At 55.3% G+C, this 25,428-nt stretch carries 20 protein-coding genes; 7 read left to right on the plus strand and 13 right to left on the minus strand.

Annotated elements, in window-relative coordinates; genetic code table 11:
- Positions 1 to 36 precede the first annotated feature (36 nt).
- Positions 37 to 471, minus strand: coding sequence for a VanZ family protein (locus SH139x_RS15275; RefSeq protein ID WP_488350640.1), 435 nt, complete (start codon positions 469 to 471; stop codon positions 37 to 39).
- Between the two features lie 196 nt (positions 472 to 667).
- Here SH139x_RS15275 and SH139x_RS15280 point away from each other — a divergent pair, with 196 nt between their 5' ends.
- The 3 genes from SH139x_RS15280 (at position 668) to SH139x_RS15290 (ending at position 3,465) form a co-directional block, all read left to right on the plus strand.
- On the plus strand, positions 668 to 1,522 hold the full coding sequence (locus SH139x_RS15280) for a 3-keto-disaccharide hydrolase (RefSeq protein WP_488350641.1): 855 nt from the start codon (positions 668 to 670) through the stop codon (positions 1,520 to 1,522).
- A 9-nt stretch (positions 1,523 to 1,531) separates the two neighbouring features.
- The gene (gene tadA, locus SH139x_RS15285; RefSeq protein ID WP_488350642.1) at positions 1,532 to 2,071 is read left to right on the plus strand and encodes a tRNA adenosine(34) deaminase TadA; all 540 of its coding nucleotides are present in this window, start codon (positions 1,532 to 1,534) and stop codon (positions 2,069 to 2,071) included.
- 245 nt (positions 2,072 to 2,316) lie between these two features.
- Positions 2,317 to 3,465, plus strand: a complete 1,149-nt coding sequence (locus tag SH139x_RS15290; protein WP_488350643.1) for a hypothetical protein — start codon at positions 2,317 to 2,319, stop codon at positions 3,463 to 3,465.
- A 137-nt stretch (positions 3,466 to 3,602) separates the two neighbouring features.
- On the opposite strand, the gene SH139x_RS15295 is transcribed toward SH139x_RS15290, so the two are convergent.
- Positions 3,603 to 3,782, minus strand: coding sequence for a hypothetical protein (locus tag SH139x_RS15295; RefSeq protein WP_488350644.1), 180 nt, complete (start codon positions 3,780 to 3,782; stop codon positions 3,603 to 3,605).
- Between the two features lie 106 nt (positions 3,783 to 3,888).
- A complete protein-coding gene (locus SH139x_RS15300) occupies positions 3,889 to 7,416 on the minus strand; it encodes an aminotransferase class I/II-fold pyridoxal phosphate-dependent enzyme (RefSeq protein ID WP_488350645.1) in 3,528 nt (1,175 codons plus the stop codon).
- 220 nt (positions 7,417 to 7,636) lie between these two features.
- Between SH139x_RS15300 and SH139x_RS15305 the strand changes: the two genes are divergently transcribed.
- The 3 genes from SH139x_RS15305 to SH139x_RS15315 are packed head-to-tail and all read left to right on the plus strand — an operon-like array spanning position 7,637 to position 11,549.
- Positions 7,637 to 9,037, plus strand: coding sequence for an asparagine synthase-related protein (locus SH139x_RS15305; RefSeq protein ID WP_488350646.1), 1,401 nt, complete (start codon positions 7,637 to 7,639; stop codon positions 9,035 to 9,037).
- Positions 9,038 to 9,056: 19 nt separating this feature from the next.
- Positions 9,057 to 10,004 (plus strand): radical SAM protein, encoded by a 948-nt coding sequence (locus SH139x_RS15310; protein WP_488350647.1) that lies wholly within the window; start codon positions 9,057 to 9,059, stop codon positions 10,002 to 10,004.
- A complete protein-coding gene (locus SH139x_RS15315; RefSeq protein WP_488350648.1) occupies positions 10,005 to 11,549 on the plus strand; it encodes an NAD(P)/FAD-dependent oxidoreductase in 1,545 nt (514 codons plus the stop codon).
- Between the two features lie 217 nt (positions 11,550 to 11,766).
- Here SH139x_RS15315 and SH139x_RS15320 read toward each other — a convergent pair whose 3' ends face one another.
- Genes SH139x_RS15320 through SH139x_RS15330 form a run of 3 tightly spaced genes read right to left on the minus strand, consistent with a single transcriptional unit; the run spans position 11,767 to position 15,929 of the window.
- Positions 11,767 to 15,117 (minus strand): DEAD/DEAH box helicase, encoded by a 3,351-nt coding sequence (locus SH139x_RS15320; RefSeq protein ID WP_488350649.1) that lies wholly within the window; start codon positions 15,115 to 15,117, stop codon positions 11,767 to 11,769.
- 57 nt (positions 15,118 to 15,174) lie between these two features.
- Entirely contained in the window at positions 15,175 to 15,651 is a 477-nt protein-coding gene (locus tag SH139x_RS15325; RefSeq protein WP_488350650.1) for a hypothetical protein, read from the minus strand.
- 32 nt (positions 15,652 to 15,683) lie between these two features.
- A complete protein-coding gene (locus tag SH139x_RS15330) occupies positions 15,684 to 15,929 on the minus strand; it encodes a hypothetical protein (RefSeq protein WP_488350651.1) in 246 nt (81 codons plus the stop codon).
- A 358-nt stretch (positions 15,930 to 16,287) separates the two neighbouring features.
- Here SH139x_RS15330 and SH139x_RS15335 point away from each other — a divergent pair, with 358 nt between their 5' ends.
- Positions 16,288 to 16,938 (plus strand): Uma2 family endonuclease, encoded by a 651-nt coding sequence (locus tag SH139x_RS15335; RefSeq protein WP_488350652.1) that lies wholly within the window; start codon positions 16,288 to 16,290, stop codon positions 16,936 to 16,938.
- Between the two features lie 1,321 nt (positions 16,939 to 18,259).
- Here the strand turns inward: SH139x_RS15335 and SH139x_RS15340 are convergent.
- The 7 genes from SH139x_RS15340 to SH139x_RS15370 all read right to left on the minus strand — a co-directional run bounded on the left by SH139x_RS15340 (position 18,260) and on the right by SH139x_RS15370 (position 25,326).
- The gene (locus SH139x_RS15340; RefSeq protein WP_488350653.1) at positions 18,260 to 19,933 is read right to left on the minus strand and encodes a TadE family protein; all 1,674 of its coding nucleotides are present in this window, start codon (positions 19,931 to 19,933) and stop codon (positions 18,260 to 18,262) included.
- A 75-nt stretch (positions 19,934 to 20,008) separates the two neighbouring features.
- Positions 20,009 to 20,485: a hypothetical protein gene (locus SH139x_RS15345; RefSeq protein WP_488350654.1), complete on the minus strand. Its 477-nt coding sequence runs from the start codon at positions 20,483 to 20,485 to the stop codon at positions 20,009 to 20,011.
- 511 nt (positions 20,486 to 20,996) lie between these two features.
- Positions 20,997 to 21,200 (minus strand): hypothetical protein, encoded by a 204-nt coding sequence (locus SH139x_RS15350; protein WP_488350655.1) that lies wholly within the window; start codon positions 21,198 to 21,200, stop codon positions 20,997 to 20,999.
- Positions 21,197 to 21,844 carry a hypothetical protein gene (locus SH139x_RS15355; protein ID WP_488350656.1) on the minus strand — a complete coding sequence of 216 codons (648 nt, stop codon included), beginning with the start codon at positions 21,842 to 21,844 and terminating at the stop codon, positions 21,197 to 21,199. The genes SH139x_RS15350 and SH139x_RS15355 overlap by 4 nt, the downstream gene beginning before the upstream one ends.
- Positions 21,845 to 21,915: 71 nt before the next feature.
- Positions 21,916 to 22,947 (minus strand): HTTM domain-containing protein, encoded by a 1,032-nt coding sequence (locus tag SH139x_RS15360; RefSeq protein ID WP_488350657.1) that lies wholly within the window; start codon positions 22,945 to 22,947, stop codon positions 21,916 to 21,918.
- A 189-nt stretch (positions 22,948 to 23,136) separates the two neighbouring features.
- A complete protein-coding gene (locus SH139x_RS15365; RefSeq protein ID WP_488350658.1) occupies positions 23,137 to 24,060 on the minus strand; it encodes a glycosyltransferase family 2 protein in 924 nt (307 codons plus the stop codon).
- A gap of 159 nt (positions 24,061 to 24,219) precedes the next feature.
- Positions 24,220 to 25,326 (minus strand): glycosyltransferase, encoded by a 1,107-nt coding sequence (locus SH139x_RS15370; protein ID WP_488350659.1) that lies wholly within the window; start codon positions 25,324 to 25,326, stop codon positions 24,220 to 24,222.
- Positions 25,327 to 25,428: the final 102 nt, after the last annotated feature.

Below are 25,428 nucleotides of genomic sequence, written 5' to 3' on the forward strand. Positions count from 1 at the left end.
GGGACACCAGCGCAAGACCGACAAGAACCAAGGCACCTACCGGCAGGTGGCTGCTTCTGGGCGAGGAGGTAACGATCGGCTCCAACGCTGCAGCAAGCTGCGAAGGATGAAATAGACCGCTAAACCGACAATCATCCCCAGCACGTCGGCGAAGAAATCAGAAATGTCGGGGGTGCGGCGCGGCACGAACCCTTGCGTCCATTCGTCGATCGCCGCGTAAATCACAGACAGGATGCCAGCCACCGCGACTCCGGGAATGCGGCCGCCAACTTTTCGCGGTAAAGCCCATGCCAACAGGAAGGCCAAACCGGCAAACGCGGAGAAGTGCAGCAGCTTATCGCTCACCTTGAACGAACCCATCGCTGAACCGGGCAAGTGTGTCCCAGTGAACAAGAGGATCCAGTAAACTACCAATAGCACTGGTGCGAGGCGAAAGCCAAAAATCGTCGCTTGGAAAAGAAATCGGCTCAACGTGGCTGAACTCCAGCTGCGGTTGGGTTGTTGGCGAGAAGATACACTTGGCGAAAACGCTGGCCTGCACTTCAATGACTGGCCATTACTTCAATTATTGGACCGTACTTCAATCACTGGGCCTTTCCTACGCCAAAATTTTGCCGTTCGCAAAGACTTCACACTTTTTCCTTCGTTTCAAAGTTGGCCAATCTGCATGTTTGAACTCATCGAATCATTCACGCCCGCTTGCCGGAACCTCCCCTGGAACGCATCCAGCGACGACACTACTGTTCTTAATTACATTACAGTAAGGAGCAGCGAGGCGACCCAGCGAATGCTGGCAGGATACCAGCTTGAGGGGCCGAGTTCTGTAGCCAGCCCTGGCTTGGGAGAGTCGTCGCGGGCGAGCTCCGAACTGTCACTGGGGCTCTGGCTAATCGCGACGCTCTGCATTATTGCCAGCCCCGCAGCTCGGGCAATAGCTGACGAGCCACCTCAGCAAAATTCACCCGCGGAAAAAAAATGGCAGATAGTTCCCAGCGGCGACGGCCAGCAATGGGAAGTGTCGTTGTTTGGGGGCGAGGGAGATGTGATCTTCGGTGATCAAAGCGTCGTGATGAAAGCAGGCGATCCGTTGACCGGCGTTCGCGGTAAATTCGATTTTCCTAAAGAGGATTTTGAGATCGAGCTGGAGGGTCGCCGCTTGAGCAGCTTTGATTTTTTCTGCGGGCTGACCTTTCCCGTTGGCGAAGGGCATTGCAGTTTGATTTTGGGCGGTTGGTCCGGTGCCGTCGTGGGCCTTTCTAGCATCGATGGTGAGGACGCTTCGCAAAACAGCACCAAACGGTACATGTCGTTTGACAACGAAAAATGGTACAAGGTGCGAGTGCGGGTCGATGCGGAGCGTGTGCGTTGCTGGGTGGACGAGAAACAAGTTGTCGACCAGTTACGTGGCGAGCACAAATTCGGTGTCCGCAATGAAATGGACTTGAGCTGCCCGCTGGGAATCGCCGCTTTCATGTGCGACGCCGAGTTCCGGAACTTTCGTTGGCGCCACTTGCCCAAGTAGTCTTTGCTGATGCCAAACTTTGACGCTGAATTTGAGCCTGAATCGGACCCCGAGTCAGCTTTCCAGTTGCCCGGCAGTCCGTTGTTGCTGGGCGACGAGCATTGGATGCGGCGGGCCCTGGAAATGGCTTCGCACGCGGCAGTCAGCGACGAAGTCCCTGTGGGTGCGGTGATCGTGCATCAAGGCCGGATGATCGCCGGCGCTCACAACCAGCGTGAGATGTTGCACGACCCGACCGCCCATGCGGAAATGATCGCCATCACGCAGGCGGCCGGGGAATTGGCCGACTGGCGGCTCGAAGCCTGCACCCTTTACGTCACGCTGGAGCCATGCCCGATGTGCGCCGGGGCGATTTTGCAATCTCGCATCCCGCGAGTCGTCTATGGGGCGACCGATCCGAAAGCTGGGGCGGTCGATTCGCTGTATCAATTATTAACCGACGTGCGGCTGAATCATCGCTGTGAAGTCACCGGGGGCGTATTGGCACGCCAATCGGCCGCCATGTTGACCGATTTTTTCCGCCACAAACGAGCTCAGGGAAAAAAATAAACAGCCCGCTATACCGCTGTTTTCTCGCTATATCCCTCTTGACGTGGCAAAAGATTTGACGGTTTTGAGCCGGAACATGCCAAACAAATTGAATAATCGGACCACGAGGCGCCGATACTTTCCGCATAACCGGATCAAGTGTGCCTCGAGTGAGGATCGATTCGGAATTGTCTGCAATCTATGGTGTGTGGCCGGCGGGGGGCATTTTCCCGCGTCACGAATACGAACAACGGTGGGATATAGTCATGTCGGTACGGAAGCTGACGTTAGGTCTGATGGCAGCTGCCGCCCTGCTGGCTGGGCAGCGCGCAGTGAAGGCACAAGAGTATTTGCCTGTCGCCGATCCCTTTCGTTTCGATCCTAACTTCAGGTGGTTCGAACCGGTTTTTGAGCAGGATCTGGCCGATATGAAGCCGTCGAAGCGAGCCAGCACAGGCTGGTTTGGTACCTTCGACCGCATGAATCTGTATTTCAGCCGCCCGGACATCAACATTCTCCGGACTGGAGTGGGCGACAACGATTTCTCCCATGGCCTCGATGGCGGTTGGGGAAACCGATTGCAGTTCGGCTACATGCTGGACAACGACACCGGTTGGTCGGCAACCTGGATGAACATTGGCAGTCCCAACGCCTTTGAAACGCTGTTTGTTGAGCGTATCGACCGCGAGCCGGAGGCGGTCGACGATGGGGGCGATGGCGGCGACGGCGGCGACGGCGGCGACGATGCCGCGAACGATTTCGCCGACCGCTCGATCAACCCACGGTTGTACGAGTTGCAAGATACGATCAGCGATCTCACCACGGATTCTTTTGAAATCAACAAAACTTGGCGTCTCGAGCCCTACCACTACGGCGGGATTTTAGAGCCGATGATCGGTCTCCGATATATGAGTGTGAAAGATCACTTTCAAACTCAGACCTACACGAGACAAATTGACGCGGCGAATAATATTTTCAATGAAACGCTGCTTTCCAATCTCGCGACGACCCGTAACACGATGTTCGGCGGACAACTCGGTGCTCGCTACTTCCGCTATCAGAACCGCGTTCGCTTGTCAGCTGAGTTCCGAGCGTTTGCGATGGCCAACTGGCAAGGTCACCGCCGTGTCACTGAGCAAACGTTAACGGAATATGACGGTCAGGGGATTGGATCTGAAGTCATCAGCGAGCTTGTGTTCCGCAACGGCCTGCAGTTTCGCGACAACAACGAGTTTGTGGTGGGCTTCGACGCTCGAGCTGACATGTCCTATCAGTTGACAAACATGTTCGCCTTGCGTGGCGGTTTCCAAATGATCGATCTAGGTCGCGGTATTTGGCGAGGGCAAATTAATGATGACACCGACCAATCGCTGATCATGCTCGGCGTCACATTCGGCTTCGAAATCAACCGCTAAATGCCCAACGACTGAATGTTCGGCTGAGGGATCACCCAACCGAACAGCAGCAAGGCAGCTCTACTGGGGTACGCAAAAGGCGACTGGGTTAATAACCCAGCCGCCTTTTCGCATTTCCAATTAGGAAGCGGCATCAGCTACTTTGAGCTGGCCAACGCCCGCAATTCTTCCAATTCCTTTGTCAGGCGATGCCGCAAGGGGCTTTCCTCACGCAGTTCATCGAGCAAATCCTCGGCTCGATCGAAGATAGATTCATCACGGGTAGGAATACTGAAGAGTTTGCGGAAACTCTTTTCTACAGATGCCTCGGTCAGCAACGGACGTCTCCTTCGCAGCGGGTCAAATAGGGATCAACAGACTCATTCTAGGTGACAATTGATTTGCTGCAACCCAAAGGAGCCAAGAAGCAGCGCGGCGGCGTCCTCAAGCACCCATTGCATTACGATTAATCGAACCGGGTAAACGTCGCGGGACCATTTCGTCGACAGCAATCAAGCCGAGATCAGCGCCGTGGCGAGCCAAAGCGGCTATCGTAGTCTCGATTTGCAACGGCGAATGTTCCGACGTGATAAAGAACCGCAGCCTTGCCGCCGCCTCTTCGACTGCCGGATACAAGATGGGTTGGACGTTGATCCCATCTTGAAACAGCCGGTGGGATAGTCGCAGGGCGACCAACGAATTGCCGGTAATAATCGGGATCACGGGCGTGCCACCACTGGCTCCCGTATCGAATCCACAAGCCTTGGCACGCCGCAGGAATTGAGCGCTGCGTTGCTGCAGCCTCACCACTCGCTCCGGCTCAGCTCGCAACTGGCGAATCGCGGCCAGAGCGGCTGCAGTTGCCGAGGGTGGAATGCCAACACTAAAGACGAATCCAGGAGCCGTATATTTCAACAACTCAATCAAAGCGTCCGAACCGGCGATGTACCCACCGCAGCTGGCGAACGATTTGCTGAGCGTGCCCATCCAAACGTCCACCTCGCGAGGGTCGACGCCAAAATGCTCGCCAATCCCGCGGCCGCTGTTGCCGAGCGTGCCGATGCTGTGAGCTTCGTCAACCATCAGCAAGCAGCGATGCGCTTGTTTGACTCTGATAAACTCAGGCAATTCCGGGAAATCGCCGTCCATGCTGTATGTTCCTTCAACCACCACCAACACGCGGCGATACTGGCCTCTTAGTTGCGTCAGCAATTGATCGAGGGCTTGGAAATCATTGTGCGGAAAAGGCCGGCGACGAGCGCCCGAAAGCACGGCCCCTTGCACGATGCTGTTGTGCGAGAGGGCGTCGTGCAAAATCAAATCGCCGGGGCCAACTAAGTGCCCGATCACCGTCTCGTTGGTGCTATGTCCGCCGACCAGGGCAATCGCGTTATCGACACCAATAAAGTCGGCAATCTCATGCTCCAATTCACCATGCAACGGCTTTTCACCCGACACCAAACGGCTAGCCGAGACGCTGGTGCCATAGGTTTCGATGGCCGCTTCGGCTGCTTGGTTGACAACCGGGTCGCCCGACAAGCCCAGATAGTTATAACTGGCAAAGCTGATTAATTCCCGCCCACCGATTTTTGTAGTGTCCCGCACCGTTCCTTCGTGCACCGAAAAATACGGATTGGGGACACCGGTCAATTGCACTTGGGCAATCGTTTCTCGCAAGCGACGGTATTCGGGGAATTGGTCGAACTGATATTCGTCGGCGGGAATCTCCCGTTGGGCTAAACTCGTTTCCGCAGTCGAAGTGTCACTGTCGTTGGCCGCTCCTAGCTTGCCGTTTGCAACTGGCGAGCCGCTCATGCGAACTGCCTTTTGAATCGCTTCGCTGCCCATGTGAAACTCAATTGCCGCGGCAACTTCTTCCACTGTCTCGATCTCTTGCAGCGTCTCTTCGGGAAACCGCCCACCGAAAGCCTGCTCGAGACTATGGGCGATCTCCAGACGTTCCAACGAGTCCAGCCCCAGGTCAAGGACAATGTCGGTTTCGCGGGTCAATTCACCCGCTCGCTCTTTGGCAACCGACTTGACGTGCGCGATCACGATCGCCACGACCTCGTTGCTGGCCCCACCATCACGATCCACCGACCCTTCGTCCATCAGCCGCGCAACTGGCGCCGAACGCTCTCGCTCGCCAGCCTGCGAACTGTTGCCGGCGGCTTGCATGACCATGCCACCACCAACCCCTTTGCCGCTGATCAGGCTATTGCCCAAAGCTTCTTCACGCGTCCAGTAGGCGACCAGTTTGAGGTCCCGCTGCAAGATCGCCTGGTGGCAAGCGTGGCGTTGAATTTTTCCGCTGCTGGTCTTCGGAACCGAACTGTTGCGGACCAAAAAGACGCCGTCCGGCGGCAGTTCGTGTTCGGCCGTCACGGCCCGCCGGATAGCGGCAATCTCCGCATCCCAGTCCAACCCGCGTTGCCGCACCGTTTCGGCCACAATCATCAATTGCTCGCGACCGTCGAGATCGAGTGACACCGCGGCCACCGCACCCGTTTGCACTGCCGAAGAAGCGCGCTCGACCGTCTGTTCGATGTCTTGCGGATAACGATTGACACCCCGCACAATAATCATGTCTTTGATACGACCGGTGACGAACAATTGGCCGTCATGCATGAAACCCAAGTCGCCCGTCCGTAAGAAAGGACCTTGGTCGCAAGCGGTAAAAGCGGCAAAGGTCTTCTCGGTCGCTTCGGCGTTGCGGTAATATCCTTGGCCAGTGCAGGGGCTTTGGATCCAGATCTCGCCGATCTCATTGTCAGGGCACAACTCGCGTGTTTCCGAATTGACGATCCGCAGCACTTCGCCCGGCAGCACTTCACCGCAACCAACCAGGGAACGTCCCTCGGGATCTCCCTCGGAAACCGACTGCACTTTCCCCTGATCCAATTCTTTGCCGGCAAAATTCGCCAACACTGGCAATTGGTCGCTGGGACCGCCGGTTACGATCAGCGTCGTTTCGGCCATACCGTAGCAAGGCAAAAACGCTCGCGGATTGAATCCACAGGGGGCGAACCGCTCGGTAAACGCACTCAGCGTTCGCTGGCGGATCGGCTCGGCTCCGTTAAAGGCAAACTCCCACGAACTGAGGTCGAGTTCCAATAACTCCGCGTCGCTGATCTTGTCAACGCACAATTGGAAAGCGAAATTGGGGCCGCCGCTAATTGCCACCTTATAGTGTGAAATCGCTTGCAACCAACGCAACGGTCGCTGCAAGAAAGTCATCGGGCTCATCAACACGTTGGGCATGCCCGTGAACATCGGGTTGAGGATGCCACCTACCAAACCCATGTCGTGGTAAGTGGGCAGCCAAGTCAAACCAACTTGATAAGGCCGCATGCCAAACGCGTAAGTGATCAGCTCGCAGTTCCGCACTAAATTTTGATGCGTTAGCACAACACCCTTGGGCGAACCGGTGGAGCCCGAAGTGTACTGCAGCAAGGCGATCTCTTCCGTCCCGATCCGCAGCGGATGATATAGATCAGGACGATCCGCTTCGGGTACGTCGGTGGCTACCAGCTTGACATCGCTCAGCTCTTGCGACTGCAGCGAGTTGCCGTGAATCTGCTCCACCACGCTGGAGACCGATAAACCAAACTTGGCCTGCGCATCGAGAGCAATGGAACGAATCCGGTAGGCGCGGCGGTTCTTCCGCGGCGGAAATGCCGGCACCGCGATGGCGCCGGCCGCGTGACAAGCGTAAAAGCCAATCACAAATTCCAACCCGGGAGGATAAAACAACAGCACCCGCTCACCGGTTGCGCCGAGCGACTGGAGGTATCCTGCGAGACCTTCCACGCGACGCAACAATTGGGTATACGTTAACCCCTCGTGCCGCTCTTCCGCATCAGTAAACTGATAGGCAAAAGAGTCGGGACGGTGATCAGCCCAATATCGGAGGATATCGACGAAATTGGTGCGTGGCGGATTATGCTGGCCGAGGCTTCGTTCGAGGTTCACTCGCGCTGGTTCCACTTCGTGAGTTTAACGGTTCTCAGGGTTCTACCCTAACAATGGCGAGGACGTTCTTCTATGGATCGACTCGCCAACCTGCCGCGGCCAATCGCTGCGGATCCTTTTGGTTTAAGCGACCTCTCCCGAAAGCTCCGGTTCTAACGATCAAACCCCTTATCGTATATGCTGGGCTCTCACAAATCTCATTCTCCCAGGAGTTGGCACCATGTCGGATGTGGATTCGAAGCATTTTTCAGATCTCTCGGCAAGCTATATCGAGCGAGTGGTCAACTTGCTGGATCCCACCGGAAACACACTGCTTGACACCACCCTGGGGGAGGCGGAAGCGGCGGTTCGCAGCGGAAGCCCAGCGCTGGTTAGGAAGATTCGTGGTCAGTTTGCCATTTTGCAGCAGGAAGGCAAGACCGTGAGGATGGCGCGGTCGATTGGCAGGCCGATGCGGTACTTTCTGGCAAAACAAGCTGCGGGTCCCTGCTTGATCGTCGCGGAACGAATGGACGAGATTTATCGACAACTGATTGCCGATGGTTTGCAGGATCAATTCCACCCATCATACACCAGGATGGTTCCCGCACATCATCTGGTCGAAATTCAACTGGTCGGTTGCCCCGATCCAAATCCGGTCCAATTACGCTTTTTTTCTCCCTCCAGAAACCGACTTCCCGCCGACGAAGCAACGATCGGCACAGCCTATGTGACCGCTTTGGCTGCCGAATGTGACGCGTGGCTCGACCAAATCGATGATGCTGAACCCCTCGGAGTGCTGTTCAGCGGTGGCGTCGATAGCGGTGCTTTGCTGATCCTGCTGCACTACCTGCTCCTGCGGCGAGGCCAATCCCCCCAACGATTAAAAGCTTTCACTTTGGCTGTTGCCGGTGCCGGAGATGACGTTCGCCAAGCGGCCGAGTTCTTGCGGGCCACCAATCTGGAGATGTACCTCGAGACACTCGAAGTGCCCCCCAGTGCCATTGACTGGAGAGCCGCGGTCCGCGTCGTTGAAGATTACAAGCCACTGGATATCGAAGCGGCCAGCATGGCTCTCGCGGCGACCACCGAAATTCGCCGCCGATATCCCGATTGGCGTTATTTAATCGATGGCGACGGCGGTGACGAAAATCTTAAGGATTATCCGATCGAAGAAAATCCCGAACTGACAATTCGCAGCGTGCTCAACAACAGCCTCCTCTATCAGGAAGGCTGGGGTGTCGAAGCGATCAAACATTCGCTCACCTACAGTGGCGGCCAAAGTCGTGGGCACGTTCGCACTTTCGCCCCCTCCCGTGTGCTCGGTTTCGAGGGCTTCAGCCCCTACGCGCTGCCCAACGTGATCGAGGTAGCCGAAGGGATTCCCTTTATCGAAATGACCGGCTGGAACCATCGCCGCCTTTACCAACTTAAAGGGAACATCGTCACGGCCGGTGTCAAAGCGGTAACTGGGATCGAAATGCCCCGCTTCGAAAAACGTCGGTTCCAACGCGGCGCAGTCGAAGCGCAACAGTTTGCCGAACTGTTTCCCGCCAACCCTCAAGTCTACCGTCAAGCCTTCGCCGAAATGTTTGCCAACGGTGGCGCTGCTTTGCAGCGTCCCGCCTTGGCCGAGGTTTGACTCGGCGCCGAATGCTAAGATGAACCCACAGCGACGTCGGGAAATCGAACGAGCACGCCCCGCTCGCAACAACGTCGATCCCCAGCGAGCACAAGCTTGCTGGGTTGAAGACGAAGCCGACGGCCAAGGGAACGTGGTGCCCGTGGCAACGATTCTGCTGACCGTGGCCGAGTGTCCCTGGCGATGTGCCATGTGTGACCTTTGGAAAAACACTTTAACCCAGCCCACGCCACGAGGCGCGGTGCCCCGTCAGATCGCCGCCGCACTCGCCGCACTGCCTCGACCGGCTCGTTGGCTTAAGCTCTACAACGCGGGCAGTTTTTTTGATGCCAAAAGTATCCCTCCCGCCGACGTGGCGGCAATCGCGCGGATGTGTCAACCATTCCAACGCGTGATCGTGGAAAACCACCCCCGGCTCTGCAGTAATCGTGTTTATGATTTTCAGCAACGGCTGTCTGCCCAACTGGAAATCGCTCTCGGGGTGGAAACATTGCAAACCGGGATGCTCCGTCGGTTGCATAAGGGAATGAATCGAGATTGTATTGATCGCGCGATCGATTTTTTGCGGCGTGGCCAAATCGATACCCGCGCCTTCGTATTAATTAGACCACCCTGGACAAAAGACGATGAAGCGGCCCGCTGGACTCAGTTGACACTCCGTCACCTCTTCCGGCTTGGAGTGCGGCATGCCAGCTTGATTCCAGTTCGCGGCGGTAATGGCTGGCTCGATCAATTAGCTGTCGCGGGAGAATTCACTCCGCCAACTCCCCAAGCCGTGGAACGGGCCGCCGACCTTGCGATCCGAATGAGTCCCCGCGGTGTGGTTACAATCGACCTCTGGGATTGGCCTCCACAGTCGAGCTGTCCGCACTGCGCCACCGTTCGCCGTGAACGCTTGACGCAGCTCAACCAGACCCAACAACCGGTTCCCAAGGTTACCTGCGCCGCTTGCCAAAAGGTTGCTTGAGTGGTTCACCATTTCGACTCGCACAGCTACGACGTGGCTGTCATCGGAGCTGGATTTTCCGGCAGCCTGCTGGCCAATATTTTGGCCGCCGCCGGTCGCCGTGTGGCGCTGATTGATCCCGTCTCGCACCCCCGCTTTGCCATCGGCGAATCCTCCACACCCATCGCGGATTTACTGCTGGAGAGTATCTCAGATCGCTATCAATTGCATCGCCTCCGGCCGCTGGCGAGATACGGCAGTTGGAAACGGACGATGCCCGAGATGGATTGTGGCCAAAAGCGTGGCTTTAGTTACTTCGTCCATCATCCGGGTGAATCTTTTCTTGATGACCGGCAACACTCGCGCAGCCTGCTGGTTGCTGCCAGCCGAGATCGGGAGGTCGCCGATACGCACTGGTTACGAGCCGATGTGGATCATTTCTTGTTCACTCAAGCGGTCGCGGCCGGAGTGGAAGCTTATCCTCTTGAAACGACCGGAATTACTCGCAACGGCAATCAACTCGAATTGCAACTCGCCGCCGCGGAAACATCCCATTCGCAGCAGCTGACGGCCCGCTTTGTCGTCGTCGCCACCGGGGCCAACCCGCAACTTGCTAAGTTACTGGGAATCGCTGAGGCAACCGGCCGCTTGCAAAGCTGTTCTTATACAACGTTCGCTCACCTGCAAGGGCTGGCCAGTTGGGATGGTTGGTTGTCCGCACACAACAGATCTACCGTCAGACATCACTTAGCCGAGGAGAGCCCCTTTCCCAGCGATTTGGCTGCCCAACATCATTTGCTCGAGAATGGTTGGTTATGGATGCTGCGGTTCGACAGCGGGCGGACCAGCGTCGGTTGGACGCGGCCATGGCGTCCAGCTGCCGAGCGTGCGTTGGCAGGTGAGCGAAGTTTAATCGAGCAGTTTGGGATCAGCGATTATCCCGACTTGGTGCAGCTATTCTCGGCAGCCCGGGTAATTGCTCCACGAGGCGGCCCCGTCACAACCCAACGGCTACAACGGTTGACCAGCCGAGTCGTTGGTGACGATTTCGCTTTGCTGCCAACGGCCGCAGCCACGATCGATCCCTTGCACAGCGGGGGCATCGCCCACGCGCTCAGCGGTGTTTGGCGGATGGCAGATATTCTCTTAACGTCACGCGATCAACAAACTCGCCGTCGCCGGTTGGCTGAGTACGAACGAGCGGTTATGCGGGAAGCCATGTTGATGGACCAATTCGTCGCCGGTTGTTATGCCGCGCGAAATTGTTTGCCGTTATTCACGGCCCACGCCATGTTTTATTTTGCCGCCGCCATTGCCACCGAGGAAGCGTTTGCCGCCGGTGCAGAGCTCTCTTATCTCTGGCTCGCCAACCATCAGCAATTCACCACGCTGGTGGCTGAATCGACCCAGAGGATTCAGCGATTAATGCAGCTCGAGCAACGCACGCCCGAGCAATTGGCCAACCACATGGCATGGACGCGAACGTGTCTAGCACCGTGGAACCAAGTGGGATTATTGGCAGACGATTGTCGTAATATGTATCATTATACGACGGCCCCCAAGTAACATCCGCATCCAAACGCTAGTCGCAGGCGTACTCGTTTAACAGTCAGCCGCAGGCGTACTCGTTTAACAGTCAGCCGCAGGCGTACTCGTTTAACAGTCAGCCGCAGGCGTAAGTTGCACAGCCGTATTGTGTCGGAGAGAGTACGCCTGCGGCTAACTGTTAAACGACGTCACGGCACCCTCACATTCTTTTGACTTGGCAACACTCTCGCTACCATTATCCCAACAACAACTGCAAGTCTTCCGAGGTTAAGTTACGGATCAAGCTGCTGTTGCCTGAGACAATCGACTCGGCCAGTTCGCGCTTCGACGCTTGCAACTCTAGAATTTTCTCTTCGACGGTCCCCTTGGTAATCATCCGGTAAGCGAACACGTTGTTTTCTTGGCCCATGCGGTGCGCGCGATCAATCGCCTGAGCCTCCGTCGCCGGATTCCACCAGGGATCGAGGATGTAAACGTAATCGGCAGCCGTTAGATTCAAGCCGTGGCCGCCAGCTTTGAGGCTGATCAAAAACAACTGGCATGACGCATCATTTTGAAAACGTGCCACGCGTGCCTTGCGATTGCTGGTCTTACCATCCAGATACTCGAAGGGCACCTTGCGCTTTTTAAGGTCCTTCTGTAACAAAGCTAACAACGATGTGAACTGTGAGAAAACAAGCACCTTGTGCCCCTCCTCCATCACCTCGGTGATCTGCTCCAGCAGCAGGTCCAACTTCGCCCCGCGAGCCCCCTGCTTGGCGTTAACTAGTCTACCGTCACAAGCCGCTTGTCGCAGTCGCAGCAGCGCTTCCAAGACGTGAATTTTGGCACGCTGGATGCCAAGTTGCCGAACCGTATCATCCAATTTGAGACGATAATGCTCACGCAATTCATTGTATTGTCGCGTCTGTTTGGCGCTCATCTCGCAATATAAAGTGCGTTCCGTCTTCTCGGGCAAATCCTTCAACACTTCACGCTTGGTCCGCCGCAAAATGAAGGGACGGAGCGTTTGCGAAAGTTGCTGCAGCACCTCCGGTTCACAATCAGCCCGGTTGAAGGCGGCAAACGCCGAACTGTGGCCTAACAGTCCGGGGTTCAGAAAACGAAACTGTGACCACAGATCGCCGAGGTGGTTTTCAATCGGCGTGCCGGTCATTGCCAGGCGGTGATCGGCTTTCAGTGCAAAACAAGATTTTGCGGAGAATGTCTTGGGGTTCTTGATTGCCTGCGCTTCGTCCAGAATAGCATAGTCAAACTCCATCGCACCCAACCGCTCGATCTCCTGTCGCAGCGTGCCGTAGGTCGTCAGCACCACGTCAGCGGTCGCTAATTCGTCAACCCGTTCGTGGCGTTCGGTGCCAGTAAAATCAATCACGTTCAAGCGGGGCGTGAACTTGGCCGCTTCGTCGATCCAATTAAATATCAGACTCTTTGGCACCACCACCAGCGATGGCTTGCGAACTTCGTCTTGCTTCAATCTTCGGGCGCGACGTTGCTCCAGCAGAGCCAGCACCTGAATGGTCTTTCCCAATCCCATATCGTCAGCCAAGCAGCCACCGAAACCAAAAGATTGCAGGAAACCAAACCAACCTAGTCCTTCGCGTTGATACTCCCGCAGTTCGCCTTTGAATTGCCGTGGCTCTTTGCCAGGCTTGATCCCATTGAACGCGGCCAATTGTTTGCGCAGGCGGCGGAAGGTGGCGTCCACATTGATGCGATCGGCCTGCTCTTGTTCGGCCAGCAGCGAATCGAGAATCATCGCTTGGGCGCGCCCGAAACGCAGCGTGTCGCCCTCTTCGCTGGCCAGCTCTAGAAATTTGCCAAACCTTTCCACCCATTTCGTCGGCAGCATGCCATGCGAACCGTCGTCCAGCCGCACGAATTTTTCTTTGTTGCGAACCGCTTGCAACAGCACCGGCAGTGGCACGATCTGGTCGGCATAAGCAACTCCGCCGGAAAGGTCAAACCAATCGATCCCGCTGGTTACATCCAAAGAAAAACTCCCCGGTGGGACCAGGGGGCGTCCCTCCGCTTCGACTGTCCAGCCGATGGGTGCGAGTCTCTCGGCGAGAGTCGGTAACGCGGAATACATCACCCCCACGCCGCCATGTTCATTTTTGACCAACGTCTCCGAGTCAAGCAATTGCTGGAGTTGAGTCTGTTCGCGCTGAGTGTCACGGTAAAGGATTCGCGAATTATCCGCGTCGTAGATCCTCTCCGGCGGATCACCTACCGCTGTTTGCCCGTCAAAGTAGCGATAGGCGACGTTGGTGCTCAGCAGGAAAGTGCTCAAATCTTGTGGCATCCGCTCAGGCCACTTGACCACTAACACCGGTTGCGGCGTGCCGACCTCTTCTTGCAAATTCCATGCGGCGGGCCAAACAATCGCTGGAGTTCGCCTCACGCCCAGCAGGCTATGAATCAAGCCATCACGCTGGTCAGCCGCAAACGATTGGTCGCCGCTGCTCATCCAGTGTGACAGCCACGGCAGCGCCAGCGGATCAATTTCACCGAGCAATCCCGGCAACAGCACCAAGCCCGATTCCCAAGCCCAGGCGACATCGCTGACTGAGAAAGTAGCCTCATCCAGTTGGAACTGAAGAGTCATGCAGATTTGTTTGTCAGCTGTCTCGTCGATGACCAGTTGCAATGCGAAACCTGTTTCCGCGTAGGTCTCGATCGGAAATGGTTGCGGCTGCACGGCTGGATCGACTCGCCAGTACAGGCGTCCCGTCCTGGCAACCTCACGCAGCAACATGGGTGGGCATTTGTCGTTGACTTCAAAACTATGGCTGCTGCTTGGTTGCTGCTGGTGATGGCTTCGCCAGCCATATCGAAAGCGATAGTCGTCCTCGGAAAAGTCAGGATTGGCAAACAACAGTCGACTGATAATGCTTTGATCGGCTGGGGAACACGAATTCTGATATCGTTCAAGCTCTCGATGCGTCGCTTGGCGGCTGTTGTACCATCGCGAATCTTCGTCCGCGCTGTCATCGAGCACGATTTGCAAAGCGGGCCATTCTCCACGTTGACTGGTGAGGTCCAGCAAGTACCGAGGGGTTTTCCCGTTCAGCAACCGCGACTGTTTCTGCAATTGCTTAGCGTAGATTCTTTGGACTTGTCGATCCAGCAATTCAAACAAGCTGGGGCCGCTGGTCAGTTGGGTTGGACCGCCGCTGACGCTGGCCGTTTCTGCCGCAATCGATTTGTCTGACTTTGCCGTTTCCAGCGATTTTGGCGTTGAATTTTGGCTTACGGCGAGGGTGCGGTTCTGCTCGACTGGTTTTTCTCGACTTGCGTCGGCATCAATCTTCCGCAACACGGCCCAAATATGCTTGCAGCACCCTGCTCGCTGAAACTGTGGACAACTGCACGAATAATCGCTCTCGTCGGAGCTCGGATTCCCCAGTTTGACAACCACGCGATAGGGTTGTTTTCGGGAGCCGATAATTACGGCGGTCGCGACTTGAGCCGCAACATTCAGTCCAAGGATTCGCCCGCTCCTGAAATAGGAGTCGCCTCGCGCCCGGTCAACGCTGGAAAAATCATCGGCGTGAGCTTGGCAATAAGAAGCATTTGGCATCATTTAGCGTCCTTGCAATCAAAGCGGGTGAATTTACGAATTCTCTCACGCAATCGCCGATCATCGAGCGGTAGTGGAACCATCGTTTGACAGCAAACCACAGCATAACGCGGGCCAGGCACGATGTGAAGTTGGCCAGATTGGCCATGGTCGACAGAGCGGCCACTTGGCATGGTTTACTTTTTGCCGTACGACTCCTTCATTGCCGCGTCGATTCTCGGGGCGACCGCCTCGCTTGGTCTGGACGGCGGGCAAGCCCATCAGTGCCGTTTCGATCTCCATAATTCTTCGTTGGGATGAAAAGCCATGATGCTTGATACTGGATACGAGCGATTTCAAAAAGCGGCTGCCGCGCTCGACGAGTTGGGGAAAGACGCTCCGGCCGCCATTCGCCTTACGGCCGCAACCGAGGAGTTCGATGGCCTTATATTGAGCGGGGCCGAGGCTGACGTTCGCCAAGCGATCGAGGAGTTCGGCGTTTGCTACTCCCGCTCGTGGCAGGCTGCGATAAATAGGGAGCAAGACAGCATGACTCATGCCGCCATTACCGAAAGCATCGCCGACCGACTTCAGGAGTTGGGAGGCATTGCCGCAGTCGCTCGGTCGCGGTCTTTACCTCGCCGGTCGACGATCCGGCCGATGAAACATCCCAGTTCTTCATGTTGGCGTCGAGGACTCATCAGTTCCAATTCTCCGCGGTCATACGTCATGCGGGGAACCGAACCCTCGCGCTGTTCGCAAAGATCCAGGAAGGTTTGCCAAGCGATGTTCCGCAGCAGGGTTCGCTGTTCACCGGCTTGAACCGTGCTTGTCATGTGATTGCCCTTCCGTCATGTGGGAAAATGACACCGATGGCTGAAAGCGTCGTTCGTCGGCACGATAGCCCGCGGGTGCGAAGTCGCGAAAGCAGCGGGTACCGTGAGCCAACGCCTATCTCGATTTTGCAGTATCGACCCGCGCATTGCATCCTTACCCCCCTGCCGTTCCGCTCAGCCCGTACCAACACCCACTCGGAGCGAAAGGCGACAGTAGCATTCACTCTAGACTTTCGGCGGAGCGAAAGGCGACACAGACGTCAGGCCCTGGTAATATCAATAAATCCCTGCCCCCGGCGTCGATGCTGGTATAATTTTGAATGACATAGGTTGCACCATCAATAGGGAGCAAGACCACATGACTCATGCCGCCATTACCGAAAGCATGGCCGAACGACTTCAGGAGTTGGGGGGCATTGCCGCTGAGCGTGTGCGCACGACGCCAAATCCTGGAACCGCAAACCTGGACGACTTGATCCGGTTTAATGAGCACGCCAAGCCACTATGCGAACTGATTGATAACACGTTAGTGGAGAAAGCCGTGGGATTCGAAGCTTCGGTAGTAGCCGCGACGATTATTCGAATTCTTGGTGAATTTGTAGCACGGCAGCGACTGGGAATCGTGTCGGGTGCCGACGGGATGTTTCGCTTGCTCGCCAGCTCGGTGCGAGGTCCCGACGTTGCGTTTCTCTCGCGTAATCGTCTTCCCGACGGACAGTTTCCCCAATCAGCGTACCCTGCTTTAGCACCGGATCTGGCCGTCGAGGTCCTGAGCCCCGGTAACACGAAAGCGGAAATGATGCGGAAACGGATCGAGTACTTTCATTCCGGAGTCCGCTTAGTCTGGATTGTCGATTGCCGCAGTCGCTCAGTCGCGGCCTTTACCTCGCCGGTCGACGTCACGGTCTTTGATGAAGAAGCGACGATCACGGGGGGAGATGTGCTGCACGGGTTTGAATGTTTGGTGGCACAGTTCTTCAGCGATCTGAATTCCACCCAACACCAGTGACTGCAGATGGGTTGCTTAGCCAACACCAGGGGAGCGCAAGGTTTGCAGTTTGTAGCTCGTGAACCTGATTCACCAGATGGGACAAGCCCTTCGGTGTCTGGTGGTCGGGGTCTGGGGGTTGTTGGTGGTTGTTGTTGGGAGGTTTGCTGGTGTTGGCTACGTTCTAGCCGCTAACCTTTGGCTCCGATGGGGCAAGCCCATCGGCGGCCCGCCCCCAGTCGGCTCGCCCGACTGGAGCGCAAGGTTTGCAGGCTAGACCACCGCCGACGCAAAACCACAGCTCCAAGAAAGCCCGCCCCCAGTCGGCTTGCCCGACTGGAGCGCAAGGTTCGCAAGCTAGACCACCGCAGCGCGAACCCCAGACGCCCCGCCCCCAGTCGGCTTGCCCGACTGGAGCGCAAGGTTCACTGGCTAGAAAGCCGCAGCACAAAACCACGGCACCCAGAAAAGCCCGCCCCCAGTCGGCTTGCCCGACTGGAGCGCGAGGTTCGCAAGCTAGACCCCCGCACCGCAAAACCACTAAACCAAGAAAAGCCCGCCCCCAGTCGGCTCGCCCGACTGGAGCGCAAGGTTCGCAAGCTAGACCACCGCAGCGCAAAACCACTACACCCAGAAAAGCCCGCCCCCAGTCGGCTTGCCCGACTGGAACGCGAGGTTCGCAAGCTAGACCCCCGCACCGCAAAACCACTAAACCAAGAAAAGCCCGCCCCCGGTCGGCTTGCCCGACTGGAGCGCAAGGTTCTCAGGCTAGACCACCGCAGCGCGAAACCCAGACAGCCCGCCCCCAGTCGGCTCGCCCGACTGGAGCGCAAGGTTCGCTGGCTAGACCACCGCAGCGCGAACCCCAGACAGCCCGCCCCCGGTCGGCTTGCCCGACTGGAGCGCGAGGTTTGCAGGCTAGATCTACCGCAGCGCAAAACCCCAGACATGCAGCCCCCAGTCGGTTCACCCGACTGGAGCGCAAGTTCGACAGGCTAGCTCGCGATCTCACGTTAGAGAAGCGAAGACCTTACCGCCCCAGTGATTGGCGAAATTGGCAGATTAGCGACGTTTCACCGATCTCGAAGCGTTTGGACAAAACGGTGTCAATCATCGCAGCAGTCAATCCCGGCAACTGAACACTCTCGTCGATTGCTTAGTACTCCATGTCGACGAGCGACAGCATTTTAATGATACGCTTGCTAACTCACTTGCTCTCTACGGTCTGAGGCTACCATTGGCATGTCAAACCTTGGCATTCGAGGAAGGGAGGAAAACCAACGTGCGGATGCGTTGATTTCTCCGATTTACCGCTTCTTGCCAGGAATGAAAAAATCAATAGCTAGTCTCCGACACGCTCAAAAGTGACCCAGTTCGTCTCGCGTTCACCTGACAAACGAACAGCGTAGGAAGGCGGTGATGTAGGTTGGTCGATAAACACGCGAACCTGCAGAACGTCACCCGCTTCGGCCGTGATGAGTGCGTCGCCTGCCACTAAGATTGAATCGGTGTTGTTGGGAGGCATACTTTGAAACAGAGTGACATCGTGGGAAGCGATCAAGTGTCTGTACTCACCGTTCAGATAAAGTCTTAGTTGCAGATTATGATCTTCCTCCCAGGGCGAACCATCAGTTTCAAGCTCTGCGGAAACCGATACACGCCACACGCCACCGTCGTTGGGTTGCAACCAAAGCACATGCCTGACAAAATCGTTACTAGGGTCAGATGGGGACGGGTCCATGGAATCGATGAGCGTGTCATCAACAATGAAGCGTCGTCGCACCTCGGCTGCTCGGTCAATAACCTGCTGGTCAAACCTCAGGGCCTGGTCATTGTGTACTTCTTCGTAGTTCGCGAAGGGCGAGATAGCTGTGTCTGTGGGATTGTGAACATTTGTAGGTTCAGCTTCCAAATCCCCGGGAGTTCCGTCTTCCTCATATTCGTATTTAACAAAGATCGGGTTGAGAGACGCACCCGTTCGGAACAACGAACTAGTCTCAAACACCGCACGGAACGGACGGACCTTCGCAAAGAATGCAACGAGTTCTCCACCCACTACTTCCTGGGAGAATCCGAAACTCTCTCCCAAACCAAACTCACCTCGTGAGGGCGATGCTCCGTAGAGAGGATTAAAGGAGGTCGCGGGTGCCAAGACATATCCGTCCGGCGGGTCGCCAATAGCTGCGTCAACTGCATCATCGTCCGCAACGACAGGGATTTGGCTTCTAATGTTACCGTTTACGTCTTTTGTCACCTCAATGTTCATCATCGAGGCTGGTTGAGACGGGTGAAACATAATTACGCGAAAGTGAAAACCATCGCCATCTGGTTCTTTTCCGATCACAACGGGTGCGACCCAGTCTTGTGATACTGGATAAAATTCCGTCGGATTAGTTGAGGTAACATGGAACGTTCTCTCAATGCCGCTGACTCCCTCTGGTCCAGGGAGAAGCGGAATCACAACGGTCCGAGTTGGAGGATCGACGTTTTCATTCATGACAACCGCACCAGGGAATCGATAACCACCCTGCTCATCCTGACCCGCTATCTCTAGGTCTGGATCAAACACATACTGTCCCAATAAAGATTGATTGATCACCGGAAGGTCCAAGTCCAGCCGGTTGGACCAGTCGTCACGAGAAAGGATCAATCGACTCTCATCGTATAGTCGGCGATCAGGTTCGTCTTGATCGAACGAGTACTCATTCAAGAAACGATAGACCTGACGTGCCGTGATGTCTTCGAAATCATTTGTGTTTGGGTCAAGATAGTCCGGGTCCAGAGCATCGCCGAAATGGTCAAAGAAGTTCTTTTTAATAAAAACCTCATGTCCATCCAACAATCTCCCCGCACTTTCAGTTGCGATATTATTTTGAAACGAACCTAGGCCCATGACGATGATCCCCAGGAACCCAGCCAGCATTGCGGTCAGCACGAAGCTGATGATGGCAAACTCGATCAGCGCTTGACCGTCTCGTTTCTTGCGAGTCGTTTGAGTTCTTGATTTTCCGTTCACGATTGACATCCGGATTGGTTTCAGTGGCAACTTTAAATGCAACTCAATTGTACTCTCGTGCGGTGGCGGCTTCAATCACCAACTCGTCGCTTCCGATCTTTGGTCATCGAGGATCTCGAAGCCTAATTTCGCTTGAACTTCCGTGATTTTCTCGACGATCGTCTTGTAGTCGCGATGCTTTTCGGTGACCGTTATCTGCGCCAAACGGGAATCGGTGGCGATGAAGGTTTTGCCACGCCGATGAATCACCTGCACCACGCGGTCCCAAGACACATCGATGAACTGTACCAGGTCGCGGTAGACGATCCCGTCAGCGCGAAGGATAATCCGGGCACGATGCCGGATAAAGACCGACGCGATGAGCAACAACATGAAGGTTGGGATTGAGACCACCAGCGGCTGGACCCCAAAATTCCGCACCACAAAAAAGTCAAAACAGAGTGCCAAGCAAAGCGTTGCCGAAAACCAACGCCGCAAGCGGAACCGAACGTGCCCCCGAGGAACGCTGGTTGCCTGAGGAGCTTGATAAGGATTCGCGCGACCACTTTCCATTGACGATGATCCTCTTTAAGCGGCAGAAATGAGGCACGACACCCTACGCCACTCCCCCGAGTGGTTTATCCACAGATAGCCATCCCAGGTGACGGTCAGCAGGCGAAGTGTACCGCACGATCTTACCTTAGCGATTATCTTTACTCCATTAGTCGATCGTAACGGAGTAGTAACGCCGCGAAAGCACCTTCTTGGGAACAAGTGGTCGATCAAACACAAGCTATTGGTCCATCGCAGAACCTGCGAGTTTAAAGAACGACATCTCGAACACCTCTCTGGCGGCTTGCCGCAGCCGAAGAGACTGGGCGATATGCCAAGAACTATCGCAAATCGTATGCATCTGTTACCATGGTACAAACTAATCAAGGGACAAATCAAGTAAGTGGCCCTGCCGATTCAGCGGCTTTTGGGGGCGTTACGTTTGTTTGCATGCCCCGGAATAGCGCCCCGCAGTAAACTCCCAACAGTCGCTTAGCCATCAAACCGTCGGCCATCAGGCATGCTCCGATTTCTACACCGTCGAATCATCCGTGCTCTTCACTCGCTTCAGAAGCAGCCACCATCGCCACCGCAACTGATGGGCTGCCATCTTGAGTCGGCACAATTGTTGATTGACCGCCAGCAATTGCTGCAGAGGCTCCCCACCGGGGGCGTTGTAATGGAATGCGGCGTCGACGAAGGCCATCTCTCGCGACAAATTCTGCAGATCACTCAACCGCGGCACTTGACAGCTACCGAGTTTTTTTTGTGCCAGTCACGAACGTTGATTGATTGATTGAGTCTTTTTGCGGTGGCTTGCAGTATAACCGCAGACTGACGTGGGTTTTCAGACGTCCGATCAGGATCCAGGAAAATCCTCTCAGCACGAAACTGGACTTCGTCTGCTTCTCTGAACGATGGACTCACGGATATCAATCTCGCCCAATACAGTTGCACTGCAAGAATCCTCTTCTCCCCGGCCTGCGGTTTCAGAACGGCCTCAGTCATCCTCGCTGCCAGTGCGCTGCCATATCGGTCGATCATTGGTTGATTATCAATCCGTTCCCAATCCGACGATCCAGATTGATGGAACACGGCCAGGGAAACGGTCTCATTACTTTGAATCAAGTAGTCAAATGTCGGCATACACGAAAGCGGCCAGGACTCCAACGTGTGGCTGAAACCGGCAACGACATTTCCAAGGAGTAGCAGCGCACCGGCAACACCAATTCGCATAACCGTGCAGCGCTCTGCCACGGCCGAAGACCAATGTTCATCTTGCTCCTCGACAATGGAGCGTTCTAGCAAACGAGATCGCCAACACACAGGCAACCACGCAACCCAGAAAAATACCGGATGACAGCGGAAAAGCTCTTGCACCGTATCCGGCTGACTCTCGAAGGTCTATCCTTGAATCTCGATCAGTATAGCGTCGTTACTTAACTGCGAACCTACTGCATAGGAAGAGCTGTCCCAAAGATCGGTGGCACGCAGCAGGATTGCAGGCGAAGTGCATCCGGAGCCACTACAACCATTCGTGATTGCCTACCGAGCCTGCGTCCAATCCATCGCCCTGCCGCCGCCCAGTCGATCAATAGAAGGTAGATCGTTGTCAGCCGAAAATGGATATTCATGATCATCGCGACCGATTTATGGAACGCGAGCCCGCCAAACCACGCAGCGACTCGGCCCCAGCGGTGGAAAATTGCAAACGCAAATCCGACTTCGAAGATAATCGTTCCTAAGGCTGCTAGCTGGCAGAGACGTGAGAATCGATCGACGCGAACCGGCGGAAGCCAATTTCCCAATTGATGCCATTTGACGAACATCTGATTCCGGATGTTGTCGCTTAACGCCCAGTCGAATCCGCAGGTCCAGACTTTCCAAAACCCCGGAAAGAAATAGAGTACGCCAAACAGCAACCAGATCAGCTTGATCGGCAGCGAGTAGGCAACGGATCGATGTGCTACGGACTGAAGTGACCGTTTCCTGAAGAATCCGCGGAGACACTCGTCAATGGACAAGCCACGATCGCAAGGTGAGAAGGACAACAGAATCGCTACCCAGATCACTGGGTGAAGGCCATGGTCCACCTTACCGTCGAAGTGTCCGACTCCAAACAGATAGAGTGCGAGTGTTGTCGCAACAGCGACAGCCAATCGAGAAAAGAACCCGACGGACGCAAGTAAACACGAAACGGCCAGCAGCCGAGAGATGATTCGTACGAAAGTCTCGTCAAACCACGGCTGCTTTCCGACCCATGCCAGGCCTATGGGAGAACGCCAGTTTTCGAGAGAAATCTGTGCCTGATTGACGAGCGTATCCTCATTCGCGTAACCGTAGAGGAAAAGAAACAACACAATACGCGCAATCGACAAATTCAGAGGAGTGTCCAGACCTACAAAGAACCGGCGCACCGGCGTGTTGCCATCGCTGCCTGAGTAGCAGAGTGCCAACAGAAGACAACCCAGCACACTCAGCAACGTTCCTCGACTGTATCGTATGCGATTCGCAAGAAGTGGATCATTCCAATACAGCAGCGCGGACAACAGTCCTAACGCAGACGCAAGAAAACAAATCCCAAGTATCAATCGCTTTCGTGGCTTATTCAATTTCTACACCAAACAAATCGCAGACGCTTCTCGCAACGTTTTCTGCATTGACGGACTAAGTTAGCATTCATCTGTTTTCGTACACGATAATATCTCGTATGCACCTTGTCGGTATTCGTCCCACCATTGCCGAGCGAAGTCCTGAAGCTCACTCGCGACCCTGTAACTCAGCCGATGCTTAAGCTTCAGGAGTCGTAGTGTTAAGGCGAGCATCGCTCGCTTGCCAGGTGAAGATGCCGGACGTTGACGGTCAGCGATTATCAGGCCAAGCTCCCGCCCCGAGCGTCGCCTTCGTTTCAAAATCCAATCGGGATCGACCTGTTGCTTCAAGACTCGATGCTGCACCTCAGCACAAGCCAAATAATACGGCTTGCAACCAGCACGCCTTAAACGCCTTTGAGCATCGGATTCCTGTCCAGTAGCACCACGCTCCGCCCCTGGCCCATACCGTTCGTCAAAGCCACCAATTCTCAAGAGACTCTCCCGCGAACAACTCCAGTTGAATCCTAGAAAACGAGACTGTCCACGTAGGAAACAATCCGTTGATCCGGCTGACCAGCCAAGTGTCGATGCCGTCATAAAGGGATACCATTGATCTGCGGGGGCTTCTTCGAAAATCGCCTTGGTCGGACCGCCAAAAAAGACATTGGAAGGAAAATCGTTGGCAGCCCGCGCATATTGCGAAAGAATGTCCGGTGAGATCAAAACATCGTCATCGAGGAACAAAATATAGTCTGAGTCGCACTCGGTCAGCCCGCAATTCAGAGCTAAGCTCTTGTTAGCTTGATCCACGTACTTGTACCGACAGCTAAGCTCGGGTCCATATTGCTCGACGACCTCTACTGCTCCTGATTTGGCTCCATTTTCGATCACCAAAACTCCACAAAACCCCTGTGGGCGATTCCCTCTTCGAATGGAATCTAGGGTTGCCGATAAGAACTCAGGCCTCCCATGGGTTGCAATCATGACGCTCAAAGTACGCATTCTGCTCCACTAGCTCCGGTAAGTCGAAAGTAAATAAAAACCTGGCGCCATCGCTTTGCCTACCTATCTTGATAGGCCGTCAATGTTTCATGATCTCGTATCTACTGCCGTAGCATACGTTAGTCACAGGTTACCACTAATTCGCATTGGCAGCTTTAGTCACTTGCCATCGGCTGCAGCTCGTACAATTTTGTATAACTTTTCGATGGATGTCTCAGCCGTGAACTCCTCACGAACTCGCTTCGCAGCTGCGGTCCCAAGCCGAGACCCCAAATCAAGATCAGTCACGAGGGATATCATAGCCTTGGCCATTGCCGACACATCTTGCTCATTTACCAATAGCGCTTCCCGCTGATGTCGAACGACATCGGGAATTCCACCATGTCGGGTTGCCACGATGGGAAGCCCGCAAGCGGCAGCCTCTAGAATAGCAACCGGAGTCCCTTCCCGGTCACCATCTGCGGCTTCGACCGAATGCTGCACAAAAACGCTTGCCTGTCTCATCGCTTCGCTGACCTGCTGATGTGACTGCGGCCCGCGGAATTCGACGGCACTTGCTTGGCCAAGTTTGCGCACCATTTTTTTGCATTCACCCATTAATGGCCCATCACCAATCATGATTAACTGCGACTCTGGGACAACTTCACGCGTCTTTGCGAAAGCGTCAATCGTTAACAGCGGGGCCTTCTTGGGGGTCAGGCGACCAACGGCAAGAAACGTTTTCGTCGCAGGTTGTTTCGCCAAATGAAATTGGTCGCAATCAATCCCATAAACGACATGATGGACGCGGGTGGCATCCGCACCCAGGGAAACCAAACGATCACACATTTCGCGTGACACACCAATTACAGCACTCGCCGAAGAAAAGAGTCGGCGATAATCATCGCGATACTGGATAAGGGTCGAATGGCGACTGGCATCGTACCCATGAAAGTGCGCCACCAACGGAATTCGTTCGATACGACAAGCGTCCATGGCCAGCACTGCAGTTGGGCCAAACTCTGCAAGGACCACATCGGGACGCGTTTTGCGGATCGCAGATAGATAGGCTGCCGTGATGATGGTTCGTTTGGCGCTGCGACGGGCCCCCAGTGCGGCAAACAAACCAAACCCAAGTGAAACAATGGCTGATGACAACTTCTGGCCGTGAAGCCGTGGTATCGCCCCAACAATCACGTTGGTTTCGCAAGGTAGTCGCTGCGCGTGCGTTCGGATGAAGGTATTGGAAACCCCTTGGTAATCGTAACAAGCGATTGCGACTCGCATGATGTGATTCTCGATAGGGTTGAGGGGCAGTTGATGTTTCCAGCCAGCATGCGAACGAAACGACTCACTATCGTCGCGGCTTCTCAACCGCATGCAAGACGC

The organism is Kothea flammea (assembly GCF_052161645.1).
In the GTDB taxonomy this organism is placed as follows: domain Bacteria; phylum Planctomycetota; class Planctomycetia; order Pirellulales; family Pirellulaceae; genus Laterigemmans.